The following is a 13,068-nucleotide window of genomic DNA, read 5'->3' on the forward strand; positions in this document are numbered from 1 at the left end:
GCCGGGCGGTCCGCACCGGCGCCATCGTCGGCGCCGACATCGTCGTGGCCTCCGGCCTCGCGCCCGGCGAGCGCATCGTCGCCGCCGGCGTGGGCGCGCTGCGCGAAGGCATGGCGGTGCGTCCGCTCGAGTCCCGCTGAGCCCGGGGCCGCGCATGAACATCGCCGAATACACGATCCGCAAGGCGGTCGTCGCCTGGGTGGCCACGCTGCTGGTGCTGGCGGGCGGCTGGCTGGCCTACGAGCGCCTCGGCCGCTTCGAGGACCCCGAGTTCGTCATCCGCCAGGCGGTGGTGGTCACCGCCTACCCGGGCGCCTCGCCCGCGCAGGTGGCCGAGGAGATCACCGACCGCATCGAGGGCGCGGTGCAGCAGATGCAGGAGGTGGAGGAGATCACCTCGGTGTCGCGCGCCGGCGAGTCGCTGGTGAAGGTCGAGGCGAAGCTGGCGTTCTCGCACACCCAGGCCGAGCTCGACCAGGTGTGGGACAAGCTGCGCAGCAAGATCGCCGAGGCCGCGCGCGCGCTGCCGCCGGGCGCGGCCGAACCGGTGGTGAAGGGCGATTTCGGCGACGTCTTCGCGCTCTTCTATGCCGTCACCGGCGAGGGCTACAGCCCGCGCCAGCTCTACGACTATGTCGACTTCCTGCGCCGCGAGCTGGTGCTGGTGCCGGGTGTGGCGCGGGTGGCGCTGCTCGGCGAGCGCAAGGAGGCGATCTACGTCGAGGTGTCGAGCGCGCGCGCCGCCCAGCTTGGCGTGCCGCTCGAGCGCATCTACGCCTCGCTGCGCGCGCAGAACCTGGTCGCGCCCGCCGGGGCGGTCGATGCCGGGCCGCTGCGCCTGCAGATCCAGCCGGCGGATGGCGTGGTGTCGGTGGAAGCGCTCGGCGAACTGGTGGTGGCCGGCGACGCAAGCAGCGGCCTGCTGCGCCTGCGCGACGTGGCCGAGATCCGCCGCGACTACGTCGATCCGCCCGCGGTGCTGATGCGCCACGACGGGCAGGCGGCGATCGGGCTGGGCATCTCCAACGTGCTCGGCGGCAACGTGGTGGAGATGGGCGACGCGGTCAAGCGCCGCCTGGCCGCGCTGGAGGACCAGCGTCCGGTGGGCATGGCGCTGAACGTGGTCTCCTTCCAGTCGGACTCGGTGCGCGCGGCCGTCTCGAGCTTCGTCGACAACCTGGTCGCCGCGGTGGCGATCGTGGTCGTGGTCCTGCTGCTCTTCATGGGGCTGCGCAGCGGGCTGATCATCGGCGCGGTGCTGGTGCTGACTGTGGCGGGCACGCTGATCGCGATGTGGATGGATGGCATCGCGATGCAGCGCATCTCGCTCGGCGCGCTGATCATCGCGCTCGGCATTCTGGTGGACAACGCGATCGTGGTCACCGACGGCATCCTGGTGCGGCTGCAGAAGGGCGAGGCGGTGGCGCCGGCCGCGGGGGCGGTGGTGCGCGCGACGGTGTGGCCGCTGCTCGGCGGCACCGTGGTCGGCATCCTCGCCTTCAGCGCGATCGGCCTATCGCCCACCGACATGGGCGAGTACGCCGGCTCGCTGTTCTGGGTGATCCTGTACTCGATGCTGCTGTCGTGGCTGTTCGCGATCACGCTGACGCCGCTGCTGTGCGCCGCCTTCCTCAAGGTGAAGGTGGAGGCGGACGCGCAGGAAGGTCGCCTGCTGCGTGCCTATCGCGGCCTGCTGCAGGGCGTGCTGGCCCACCGCAAGCTCAGCGGCTTGGTCCTGGTCGGCCTGCTCGTCGCCGGCGTGGTCGCCTTTGGCCATGTGCCGCCCGGCTTCATGCCCGACTCGGCGCGGCCGCAGTTCGTGGTCGACCTGGCGCTGCCGCAGGGCACCGATCTCCGCACGACCGCCGCCGTGGTCAGCGAGGCCGAGGCCAAGGTGCGCGCGGCGCCGGGCGTGCGTCATGTGACGAGCTTCATCGGCCAGGGCGCGCTGCGCTTCATGCTCACCTACAGCCCGGAAGACCCCAACCCGGCCTACGGCCAGCTGCTGGTGGACGTGGAACGCTTCGAGGACATCGCTGGCCTCATCGAGCGCCTGCAGCCCGAGCTGGAGGCGGCCTTCCCGCAGGCGAGCGTGAAGGTGTGGAAGTTCATGCTGGGGCGCGGCGGCGGCAAGAAGATCTAGGCCGCCTTCCGCGGTCCCGACCCGGCGGTGCTGCGCCGGCTGGCGGAGGAGGCCAAGGCGATCATGGCCGCCGACCCCGAGGCGGTGGCGATCCAGGACGACTGGCGCCAGGCGGTGGCGGTGGTGCGCCCGCGCTTCTCAGTCGAGGCCGCGCAGCGCGCCGGTGTGCTGCCCTCGGACATCGCCGCCGCGCTCGAGCGCAACTACGTCGGCCAGCAGATCGGCGTGTATCGCGACAAGGAGCGCCTGATCCCCATCCTGGCGCGCGCGCCGGCGGACGAGCGCGGCGGCGTCGAGGACCTCGGCAACGCCCAGGTCTTCAGCGCCAGCGCGGGCAGGTACGTGCCGGTGAGCCAGTTCGTCGAGCGCGTCGACACGGTGTGGGAGGACGCGCTGATCCGGCGCGAGAACCGCTTCCCGACCATCAAGGCGCAGTGCGACCCGCCCGCCGGGCAACTGTCCGCGCCGCTTTTCGAGCGCCTGCGCCCGCAGATCGAGGCCATCGCGCTGCCGCCGGGCTACGTGCTGGAGTGGCACGGCGAGCACAAGGCCGCGGCCGAGGCCAACGCCGGGCTGGCCGCGGCGGCGCCCTTCGGCTTCGCGGCGATGGTGGTGGCGGTGATCGTGATGTTCAACGGCCTGCGCCAGACCGCGGTGATCTGGCTCACCGTGCCGCTGGCGGTGGTGGGGGTGGCGGTCGGGTTGCTGGTGTTCCAGGCGCCTTTCGAGTTCATGGCCATCCTCGGCTTCCTGAGCCTGACCGGCATGCTGATCAAGAACGCCATCGTGCTGGTGGACCAGATCGACGTGGAGATCCGCGCTGGCAAGCCGCGCCTGCTCGCGGTGCTGGACGCCTCGGCCAGCCGCGCGCGGCCGGTCTTCCTGGGGGCGGCGACCACCGTGCTGGGGGTGGCGCCGCTGCTGCTCGATCCCTTCTTTCGCAGCATGGCGGTGACGATCATGTTCGGCCTCATCTTCGCCACTGGATTGACTCTGGTGGTGGTGCCGCTGCTGTACGCGAGCTTCTTCCGCATCCGCGGCGACGAGACGGAGGCGGGACGATGAGACACATGCCGCTGCCCGGGCGCCGGTTGCCCGCTCGCCTGGTTGCGCTTGTGCGTGCGTATTTGCGTGCGCCTTTCCGTGCGCTTCTGCCCGCACGCCTGCCCGCGCTGCTGCCGGCGCTGGCGCTGCTGCTGGCGGCCTGCCAGCCTGCCGCCTTCGTGCGACCGGACGTGCCGGTGCCGGAGCGTTGGCCGCGCGAGGCGGCGCGGGAGGGGGGCGAGGTCAAGCAGGGCGTCGTGGTGGAGCAGGGCGTCGCGGCCGAGCAGGGTATCGCGGCGGAGCAGGGCGCCGCGAGCCTGGGCGCGCTGCCGTGGAAGGAGATCCTGCCCGCGCCCGAGCTGCACGCGCTGATCGAGGAGGCGCTCGTCGCCAACGCCGACCTGCGCATCGCGATCGAGCGCATCGAGCTCGCGCGCGCGCAGTACGGCATCGAGCGCGCGGCGCTGTTCCCGGGCGTGAATGCCAGCGCCGCGGCGACGCGCGAGCGCATGCCCGGCTTCGATCCGCGGGAGAACCGCGTCGGCGAGAACGCCGTCGTCGGCCTGTCGATGCCGGCCTGGGAGATCGACCTCTGGGGCCGGCTCGCAGCACGTACCGAGGCCGCGCGCCGCGAGGTGCTCGCCAGCGCCGCGCTTGCCGATGGCGTGCGCACCAGCCTGGTCGCGCAGCTGTCCTCGCTCTACCTGGAGCTGCTCGATCTCGACGCCCAGCACGAGATCACCCGCCGCACGCTGGATGGCCGGCGCAAGGCGCTGCGGCTGACGCGCGCGCGCTTCGACGAGGGCGTGTCGTCCATCCTCGACGTGCGCCAGGCCGAATCCCTGCTCGCCGGCTCGGAGCAGGCGCTCGCCGACCAGGCGCGCCGCATCGCACAGACCGAGAACGCGCTCGCCACCGTGCTCGGCCGCAACCCCGGCCCGATCGCGCGCAGCGCCCGGCTCGACGAGCTGCCCCCGCCCGCCCGGCTCGACGCCGGCCTGCCCTCGGCATTGCGGCAGCGCCGCCCCGACATCCGCGCCGCCGAGGACAGCCTGCGCGCCGCCGGCGCCAGCGTGGACGCCGCGCGCAAGGCCTTCCTGCCGCGCATCACCCTCACCACGCTGCTTGGCTTCGCCAGCACCGACTTCGGCCAACTCTTCGACAGCGGGCGCCACGCCTGGTCGCTGCAGCCGTCGATCGGCCTGCCGCTCTTCGACGGCGGCCGCCTGCAGGCCGGGGTGGAAGTGGCCGAGGCGCAGCAGCGCATCCTGGTCGAGCAGTACAAGGCCACCATCCGCCAGGCTTTCCGCGAGGTGAGCGACGCGCTGGTCGCCTTCGAGCGCCTCACCGAGCAGCGCGAGGCCACGCGCCGCGTGGTGCAGGCGAACCGCGAGCGCCTGCGCGTGAGCAACGCGCGCTACCTCGCCGGCATCTCCAGCTACTTCGAGGTCATCGACGCCGAACGCCAGCTTTTCGACAGCGAGCTCGGCCTCGCGCAGGTCACGCGCGGCGTGCAGCAGGCGGTGGTGCAGCTCTACCGTGCCCTGGGGGGTGGAGCGGCGGGGGCCGGTTCGCCGAGAACGTAGCGCCCGTCGAAGGCTTCGGCCTCGCGGATTCGGCCGTGCTTTGAAGACCGCCGTGTTCTCTTGGGAACGTCCGTCGGCGGGCCTTGACATCTGCCCTCCGGTCATCTTGATTGAAACCGGATGGCTTCGATGGGGGGCGGGATATGCGAACCTGCTTCCCGGCGAGGACGGATGGATCTTCTCGAGAGGAGCGCGACATGGCCGTTTTCTGGGATGAAGCCGCGATGCAACGGGCGTTGGTGATGCCGAGCATATTGGGGATCGGAGATTCCTGGTTCTGGTATCCCTTTCCGGGTGGTAGCCTGATCAGCCACCTCGGGCCGATCGTCGAGAAGAAGGAGCACACCATCCTCGTGCAGGGCATGAACGGGGCCGAGGCCTTCGACTATGTCGACGGCAAGTACAAGGACCGGGTCACCGGCGCGCTGCGTCGATATGGAAGCAGCCTCTCGGCGGTGTTCATCAGCGGCGGCGGCAACGACTTCGCTGGATTCAACGACATGCGCCCCCTGCTCCGGCTGGACTGCAGCGGCGCGCAGGCGGCCGCCGACTGCTTTCGCAGCGGGGACGGCGGGCTCGGCCAGTTCCTGGAGCGCATGGACGATCATTACCGGCGCCTGATCGGCCTGATCTACACGCATACCTCGCTCGACTGCCGCATCCTGATGCATTCGTATGACTATGCGATTCCGGATGGTCGCGGCGTCGCGGGCAAGGCCGGCTGGCTCCAGCCGGCGCTCGTCGATGCGGGCGTCCCGGAGGCGCTCCAGCGCGACTGCGTGCGCTATCTGATCGATGCATTTCACGCCATGCTCGGGCGTGTCGCTGCGGGCGATCCGGCGCATCTGCTGATCGTCGACAGCCGGGGAACGCTCGCGGAAAAGGATTGGGCGAACGAGCTGCATCCGAAGGGCAAGGGCTTCAAGAAGATCGCCAAGGAACGCTGGAAGCCGGTCCTACAGGGGGTGGGGCTGGCCTGACCTGGCCGGGCGACGGATGCCGGGCTTTGCAGTCAGGAACCGATCACATGGATTTTCTGCTCGCGCTGGATGTGCTGCTGGGCCTGTCCCTCATCTATCTGGTCTTCGCGCTTGCGGTGACGTCGATCAACGAGTTCATCGCAGCCGCGCTGAGCAGTCGCGCGCGCTGGCTGCGCAGGGGGATCGCGAGCCTGCTTTCGGAGAATCCGCAGTCGCTGGACATGGAGCGGGCGGACGAGGTGCTCGATTCGCCCTTCCTGTCGCACCTGGGTACGCGCGGCGTCTGGAAGACCTTCCGGGTGAGCTACGTCTCGGCGTGGCAATTGACTCAGGGCGTTCTCTCGCGAGTCCAGGGCTTCAAGGAGGACGCCTTCGCGCGCGTCGGCGACATTCGGGCGCTTGCCGAGCAGCTACCGGCAAACGCGCCGGTGCGGAGCGCCCTCATCGACCTCTGCGCCCGCGCGAACGGCGACCTGGAGAAGTTCCAGGTCATGCTGGACGACTGGTTCAAGACTTTCGAGGATCAGCTCACCGCGTGGTACCGGCAGAAGACGCAATACGTGCTGGTCGGGATCTCCTTCTCCGTCGTGTTGACGATGAATGTCGACACGATCGACCTGGCGCGGCAACTGTCCGCCGACCCCAGGTTGCGGGCCCAACTGGTCGAGCAGGCCATGAAGGTGGCCGAAGCCTCCGATCTCGCGGCCCTTCTCGATACGGCGGGACGCGATCGTGCACGCAGGGAGCATGAGGAAGCCGTCAAGAGCCGCGATGAGGCGGAGAAAGGCTTCCGTTCGGCTTGTCAGGCGCCCGAGGTGGAGAAGGCGCGTGCGCAAGCCTGCGCAGACGCCACCCGCAGGCATGACGAGGCACAGCGCGAAGAGGTGGTGAAAAGGGTGGCGCTCGCCGCCGAGCAGAGGGCCCTGGACTTGAGGGTCAAGGAGCGGGCGGACGCCTTGTCCGCGAGCGGACTCATGATCGGCTGGAAAAGCGGCGAGTTCGCACAGGCCCTGGCAGGCGAGAACGGGTTGGCCAAGCTGGTGGGCTTGCTGCTTTCCGGTTTTGCGATTGCGCTCGGTGCGCCGTTCTGGTTCAACGTGCTGAAATCGGTCGCTTCGGTGCGCTCGGTCGGTGCGAACGTGAAGAAAAAGGCAGATTCAGCGGGTTGATCGCGGCGGCGGGATGCATGGGCTCCCGTCGTCCCACCCGCCTGCGAGTGGCTGGATCGCCTGCGCGACGCGACGCAACAAAAAAGCGCCTCGGAGGGCGCTTTATTGCGGGTGTTCTGGCGGACAGGGCGGGATTCGAACCCGCGTTGGGATATTATCCCAAACACGCTTTCCAGGCGTGCGACTTAAACCACTCATCCACCTGTCCGGTGAAGCGCGGCATTATAGCCGCAAGGGTGGGGATAAGAAAGCGCTTTTTGTGCGCTGCTCTCCTTGCCGTCGCCCCTCCGCCGTCCGCCGCTCCTCCGCCGTCCGCCGCTCCTCCGCTCTCGGTATGCCTTACTGCCGCAGCGCCTCGAGCTGCGCTGCGACTTCGCCGGCCAGGGCTTCGAGTTCGGCGTCGAGCTCGGCCCGCAAGGGATGGTCTCGCGCGATGCAGATATTGGGGTGGGCCTTGCAGTGCGCCTCGATCTTCTTCACCTGGGCCACTGCCGTGGCCGCGCGCAGCTGTGACAGTGCGCCGCGCAGGCGGTGGGCGACGCGCGCCAGTTGCTCGAGGTCGGCGCCTTCGATCGCCGCGTGGAGCTGCTCGCGCGTGTCGGCCAGCCAGGGGGCGAAGGTCTCCAGCACGGCACGCACGGCGCTGCGGCTCTCGGACATGTCGCTGCGCAGCGCGGCGAGGTCGAAGTGGGATGCAAAGTCGGGGTGGGATGCGGATTCGGGGTGGTCGGGGGGCATGTCGGTCTCGGGCTCAGTCGTTCGGTGCGTGTCCGACCACGGCGTGCAGTCCGCCGATGGTGATCGGCTTGGTGATGACCGCGTCGAAGCCGCCGGCGAGGTAGCGCTGGCGATCGATCTCCATCGCGTGGGCGGTGTAGGCGATTACGCGGATGCCGCTCCAGGCGGGGTTGGCGCGGATGATCCGGCAGGCTTCCTCGCCGCCGAGGTCGGGCATGGAGATGTCGAGCAGCATGAAGGCGGGCTGGACTTCGGCGAGGCGCGCGAGCATCGGGATGGCGCTGTCGAAATCCTCCACGATCCAGCCCAGCCGGCGCAGGAGCAGGCGGGCGACGGCGATGTTGATCGCGCTGTCGTCGATGATGAAGGCGAGCTTGTTCATGGTTGCGGACCGCCCGCGCGGGCGGTGGAGTGGCGCGGCAGGCGCAGGGTGAAGGTGGAGCCCTTGCCGGGAACGGAGTCGAGGTGGATGGCGCCGCCCATCAGGTGGGCGAGCCGGCGCGACAGCGTGAGGCCGAGGCCGGTGCCGCCGTGGCCGCGGTTGAGGAAGGATTCGGCCTGGTAGAAGGGCGCGAAGATGCGCTCCTGTTCTTCCCGCGCGATGCCGCTGCCGGTGTCGGCGATGCGGATCGAGACCTCGTTCGCGGCGGCGGCGAGGCTGACGAGGATGTGGCCTTCGCGGGTGAACTTCACCGCGTTGGAGAGCAGGTTCTCGATGACCTGGCGCAGGCGCACCGGGTCGGCGTCGATGATGCACGGGTGGGCGGGCAGGTCCACGCGCAGGTCGACGCCCTTCGCCTCGGCGTTGACCTTGTGCAGCGCGGCCACCGAGGCGAGCAGCGGGACGAGGTCGATGGTCTGTACGGCCAGGGTGAGCCGGTTGGCCTCGACCTTGGCGAGGTCGAGCACGTCGTTGACCACCGCGAGCAGGTGGCGCGCGCTGTCGTGGATCGTGGTCGCGCATTCGCGCTGCTCGGGATCCTCGAGCTCCAGGCTGAGCAGCTCGGCGAAGCCGATCACGCCGTTGAGCGGGGTGCGCAGCTCGTGCGACATGTTGGCGAGGAACTCGCTCTTCATGCGGTTGGCCTGCTCGGCGGTGTGGCGGGCGTCCTCGAGGCCCCGGATCGAGCGCTGGACGGTGTCGGCCATGCGGTTGAAGGCGCGCGCCAGCTCGGCCAGCTCGTCGCCGCCGGGAGCGGGGAGGCGGTGGTCGAGCTCGCCGCGCTCGAAGTGGTGGATGCCGTCGACCACCTGGGTGATGCGGCGCGAGAGCAGGCCGGCGATCCAGATCGCGATGAGGATCACGGCGAGCACCATCGCCAGGGTGGAGGCGGCGAGGCTGGTGGTGGTGCCGCGCAGGCTGGTGGCGATGTCGGCGACCAGATTGTCGCGTTCCTGCTGGGTGAGGGCGTCGGCGTCGCCGATCATCTTGCCGATGCGCTTGCCGGATTCGGTGGCGGCGCGATGGAAGTCCTCGACATTGGCGCCGATGGTGACGTAGCCGAAGCCGCGCGGTGTCTTCCCGTACTGGCCGGTGTAGTAGGGGATGGTGGCGACGGTGGTGAGCTTGCGCAGGCCCGAGAACAGGATGGTGAAGGAGCCGGAGCCGCCGTGCTCGGTCATGTCGTGCCAGCCCTGGCACTGCGGCGAGAAGCCGAGGTGGCGGCAGTCGAGCCCGAGCAGCCCCGAGGCGGTGGACTCGGGGTGGGGCTCGCGGCCGAGGCGCTGGCCCTGGTAGGGCGTGAGGGCGGCGGAGAACGTCGGCCAGGACTGTCCGCTGTCGCGCCAGGCGTCGTAGAGCTCGCGATCGAGCCAGGGCGGGGTGCGCTCGCCGGTGGCGGGGTCGTAGCCGTGGATGAAGTAGTCGCGCGCGTGTGAGATGTTGTGGCCTTCGTCGTCCCAGATGAAGGCGTAGTTGCCCGAGGCGGGGTCGGCGATCGGCGCGAAGCGCTCGGGGGTCGGGCGCAGGGTGTCGGTGAAGGCCATCAGGTGGGCGTGGTCGAGCGCCAGCGTCACGTAGCCGGCGATGCGGCCGTCGCGCAGCACCGGGGTCGCCCACCGGATCAGGCCCTGGAAGCGCTTGCCGACCGGATTCTCCAGGCCGGCGTAGCCCGACGCTTCGGGGGCGAAGGGCTTGCCGAGGGCGCGCGCGCGCGCCGGGGTGTAGTCGCCGACCCAGTGCGTGCCCACCTGGGCGCCGATCACGCGCGAGACGTGGATCTCGCCGGGGCGCAGGGCCTGCAGCGCGGGCCAGTAGGTCTCGGCGCGAATGAAGGTGTTCTCGCGCCGGGTGATGTCGCGCAGCGCGGGGTCGAGGAGCTGGCGGCCGGTCGCGCTCGGCACCTTGATGCGCTCGCGGCCTTCGAGGTCGATGAAGCTGATCTCGAGAAAGAGCGGGCGCGGGGTGCCGCGCATGTGGGTGTCGGGCGCGCGGTAATGGAAGCTGTTGGAGTTGTCGGGCAGCGGGGCGCGCACCAGGGCGAGCTCGCGGGGCTGCGGATCGCGCTCCACCCAGCGCTCGCCCTCGGCGTCGAGCGTGTAGGGGCCATGCTCCTCGATGTTGCGCACGCGTGTGTCGACGAAGTTGCGGTAGGTGGCTTCATCCGCGGGCAGGCTGGCCGCGAGGAGGATGTCGCCGTCGCGCTCGTGGAGGAATTGGGCGATGCTGCGCGCGGTGGCGGTGGTGAGCGTCTCGATGGCCTCGCGCGAGCGGTCGTCGAGGGCGTCGATGGCGTCGTCGATGGCGGTCTGGCCGGTGCGCATCTGGGTGTCGCGCATCACGTCGGACAGGGTGACCACGCGCTGCGTCACGAGCTGGCCGAGGTCGCGCGCCGCGCTCCAGGCGAACACCGCGAGCAGCACCAGAGGCACCACCTTGATCGCGATGAAGATCGCGATCAGCTTGGCACGCAGGCTCATGCCGCGGATCGCGCGAGGGGCCTCCATCGTGCGGGCTCGCGGTAGGGGCGGGGTTTAGCCGGCGTGGCGCCCGCGGCGGCGAATCGAGATCAGCGCCTGGACGTAGCCGTGTAGCTCTTGGAAGGGGATGGGCTTGCGATATACCGTGATGTCCTCGGGCAGCCCGCCCGCCGCGGCGATCTCCTTGGGGCCGAGCGCGGACACGACGACGATGGCGATGTCGCTCGAGAGCGGGTTGTCGCGCAGGCGGCGGATCATCTCGAAACCGTCGATCCCGGGGATGCGCAGGTCGGCGATGAGCAGGTCGGGCGGCTCGCGGCCGACCTCGACGAGCGCGTCGAGGCCGTGCTCCATCACGTGCAGGTCGATCGGCAGGCTCCAGGTGAGGAAGGTCTCGCGGTAGATGTTCTGCAGCAGCCGGTCGTCCTCGACCACCATCACGCGCAGGCGATCGCCGCTGCCGCGCATGGGCGTGGAGGGCGAGCGCGCGCGCGCAAGCAGGGCATCGACCGAGTCCTGGCGGATGCGGCGGTGGCCGCCGGCGGTCTTCCAGCCGGCCAGCGTCCCGCTCTCGACCATTTGCTGCACGGCGCCGAGCGACAGGCCGAGCTGGCGCGCCGCCTGGGCTGTGCTGATGAACTCGGAGTTGGAGTCGGTTTTTACGGCCATGTAGAAGATCTGCGATTCGATGGAATGATTAAAAGTACCAGAATTATGGCACCGGGGGGTCGGGATGCGAAAGGAATTTCAAGGATGGCAGCATAGCCCCGACTTGGGTGCTCCGCGAACGACCGAGGCCGCTACAATGGCACGGACGCGGTTGGCCGCGAACGTCGCGGGCGTTCGCCGATGCCACCGTGGAAGACTTCCGGATCGCCGACCATGAACACTTCGAAGAACGTGCTGGGCGGAGCCTTGCTCGCCTGCAGCTACTCTCCCCTGACCGGCTTCTACCGCACCGGGTGCTGCGAGACCGGTCCCGACGACCTCGGTCGCCACGTCGTGTGCGTGAAGGTCGACGCGGCCTTCCTCGACTTCTCGCGGCGCGCCGGCAACGACCTGTCCACGCCGAGACCCGAATACCGCTTCGCCGGGCTCAAGGCGGGCGACCGCTGGTGCCTGTGCGCGCTGCGCTGGAAGGAGGCGCTCGAGGCCGGCGTTGCGCCGCCGGTGATCCTCGAGGCCACCCATGAGGCGGCGCTGCGTGTGATCGACCTCGACACCCTCAAGGCGCACGCCTGGGGCACGGCGCACGGACCGAGCGCCTGATGGACGGGGTGCGCGCGGCGCTGCGCGAGCGCCTGGCCGGGCTGCTGGCGGTGCTCGAGGCCGGCCTGGTCGAGCGCCGGCAGGTGCTGCGCGCGAGCCTGCTCGCCGCGCTCGCGGGCGAGCACACCCTGCTCATCGGGCCGCCCGGCACCGCCAAGAGCGCGCTCGCGCGCCGCATCCACCTGGCCTTTCGCGACGCGCGCTATTTCGAGCGCCTGCTGACCCGCTTCACCGTGCCGGAGGAACTCTTCGGCCCGCTGTCGATCCGCGCGCTCGAGGAAGACCGCTACGAGCGCCACGTCGCCGGCTTCCTGCCCGACGCCGCGGTGGCCTTCATCGACGAGGTCTTCAAGGCCAACAGCGCGATCCTCAACGCGCTGCTGACGCTCCTCAATGAGCGCGAGTTCGACAACGGCGCGGGCCGCCTGCGCTGTCCCCTGATCAGCGTGGTGGGCGCGACCAACCAGGTGCCCGAGGACGAGGTGGCGGAGGCCTTCTTCGACCGCTTCCTGCTGCGCCTGACCGTGGTGCCGGTGAGCGCGGAGGGCTTTCGGCGCCTGCTCGGGGAGGATCGCCCGGCCGCGCCGGAGGCGCTCGCGCCGCCCTCCGCGCTGCAGCTCGACGAGGACGACCTCGCGGCCCTGGCCCGGGCTGCGGCCGGCTGCGCGCTGCCGGCGGAGGTGCTCGATCGCCTGGCCGAGCTGCGCGCCTGGCTGGCGGGGCGTGGCGGGTATGTGTCCGACCGGCGCTGGGTCAAGCTCGCCCACCTGCTGCGCGTGGCGGCGGCCAGCGAGGGCAGGGCGGCGGCGAGCGAGTGGGACCTGGGCCTGGTGCCGCATTGCGTGACCGCCGACGAGCCGGCTCGGCTGGCGGTGGCGGAGTGGCTGGCGGCACGCCTCGGGATCCGCGAGGCGTGGTCGCCGCCGCGCATCACCCGGGTGGTGGAGGCCTTCGAGGCGCAGCTCGCCACCGAGCGCGAGGCCAGGGACCTCGACTACGACGAGGCGGGGCGGCTGCGCTTCTCGGCGATCGACCCGGCGGCGGCGCAGGCCGGCGATCTCGCGGGTGCGATCGGCGACGCCAAGGGCGGGTCGGCGGCGCTGCGCATGAGCACTGCGCGCATGCGGCGCTACGGCAGCCTGCACATCGGCGCGCGCACCGCCCAGCTCGACGGCGTGCTCGCGCGCCTGGCGGCGTACCGCGGCGAGGCGGGCGCGCAG

10 protein-coding genes, 1 tRNA gene and 1 pseudogene are annotated in these 13,068 nt (G+C 70.5%); 7 read left to right on the top strand and 5 right to left on the bottom strand.

Annotated elements, in window-relative coordinates; genetic code table 11:
• Window positions 1-154 precede the first annotated feature (154 nt).
• The 5 genes and pseudogenes from C667_RS13725 to C667_RS13740 all read left to right on the top strand — a co-directional run bounded on the left by C667_RS13725 (window position 155) and on the right by C667_RS13740 (window position 6,922).
• On the top strand, window positions 155-2,143 hold the full coding sequence (locus C667_RS13725; protein WP_281054846.1) for an efflux RND transporter permease subunit: 1,989 nt from the start codon (window positions 155-157) through the stop codon (window positions 2,141-2,143).
• 24 nt (window positions 2,144-2,167) lie between these two features.
• A pseudogene (locus C667_RS26680) lies at window positions 2,168-3,208 on the top strand (efflux RND transporter permease subunit); the annotation flags it as partial.
• A gap of 5 nt (window positions 3,209-3,213) precedes the next feature.
• The gene (locus C667_RS13730) at window positions 3,214-4,773 is read left to right on the top strand and encodes an efflux transporter outer membrane subunit (protein ID WP_004366030.1); all 1,560 of its coding nucleotides are present in this window, start codon (window positions 3,214-3,216) and stop codon (window positions 4,771-4,773) included.
• Window positions 4,774-4,970: 197 nt separating this feature from the next.
• Entirely contained in the window at window positions 4,971-5,753 is a 783-nt protein-coding gene (locus tag C667_RS13735; RefSeq protein WP_004366032.1) for a hypothetical protein, read from the top strand.
• A gap of 47 nt (window positions 5,754-5,800) precedes the next feature.
• On the top strand, window positions 5,801-6,922 hold the full coding sequence (locus C667_RS13740) for a hypothetical protein (RefSeq protein ID WP_004366034.1): 1,122 nt from the start codon (window positions 5,801-5,803) through the stop codon (window positions 6,920-6,922).
• 117 nt (window positions 6,923-7,039) lie between these two features.
• Here the strand turns inward: C667_RS13740 and C667_RS13745 are convergent.
• The 5 genes from C667_RS13745 to C667_RS13765 all read right to left on the bottom strand — a co-directional run bounded on the left by C667_RS13745 (window position 7,040) and on the right by C667_RS13765 (window position 11,248).
• Window positions 7,040-7,130: transfer RNA gene (locus tag C667_RS13745), tRNA-Ser, on the bottom strand.
• A 131-nt stretch (window positions 7,131-7,261) separates the two neighbouring features.
• On the bottom strand, window positions 7,262-7,660 hold the full coding sequence (locus tag C667_RS13750; RefSeq protein WP_004366036.1) for an Hpt domain-containing protein: 399 nt from the start codon (window positions 7,658-7,660) through the stop codon (window positions 7,262-7,264).
• A 13-nt stretch (window positions 7,661-7,673) separates the two neighbouring features.
• Window positions 7,674-8,042: a response regulator gene (locus C667_RS13755; RefSeq protein ID WP_004366038.1), complete on the bottom strand. Its 369-nt coding sequence runs from the start codon at window positions 8,040-8,042 to the stop codon at window positions 7,674-7,676.
• The gene (locus tag C667_RS13760) at window positions 8,039-10,606 is read right to left on the bottom strand and encodes a sensor histidine kinase (protein ID WP_004366041.1); all 2,568 of its coding nucleotides are present in this window, start codon (window positions 10,604-10,606) and stop codon (window positions 8,039-8,041) included. The genes C667_RS13755 and C667_RS13760 overlap by 4 nt, the downstream gene beginning before the upstream one ends.
• Before the next feature lie 27 nt (window positions 10,607-10,633).
• Entirely contained in the window at window positions 10,634-11,248 is a 615-nt protein-coding gene (locus C667_RS13765; protein ID WP_004366043.1) for a response regulator, read from the bottom strand.
• 213 nt (window positions 11,249-11,461) lie between these two features.
• On the opposite strand from C667_RS13765, the gene C667_RS13770 reads away from it, so the two are divergent.
• Window positions 11,462-11,848 (top strand): DUF2237 family protein, encoded by a 387-nt coding sequence (locus tag C667_RS13770; RefSeq protein ID WP_004366044.1) that lies wholly within the window; start codon window positions 11,462-11,464, stop codon window positions 11,846-11,848.
• A partial coding sequence (locus tag C667_RS13775; protein ID WP_004366046.1) for an AAA family ATPase occupies window positions 11,848-13,068 on the top strand: 1,221 nt, incomplete at its 3' end. The genes C667_RS13770 and C667_RS13775, both read left to right, overlap by 1 nt.

Source organism: Thauera phenylacetica B4P, assembly GCF_000310225.1.
GTDB classification, from domain to species: domain Bacteria; phylum Pseudomonadota; class Gammaproteobacteria; order Burkholderiales; family Rhodocyclaceae; genus Thauera; species Thauera phenylacetica.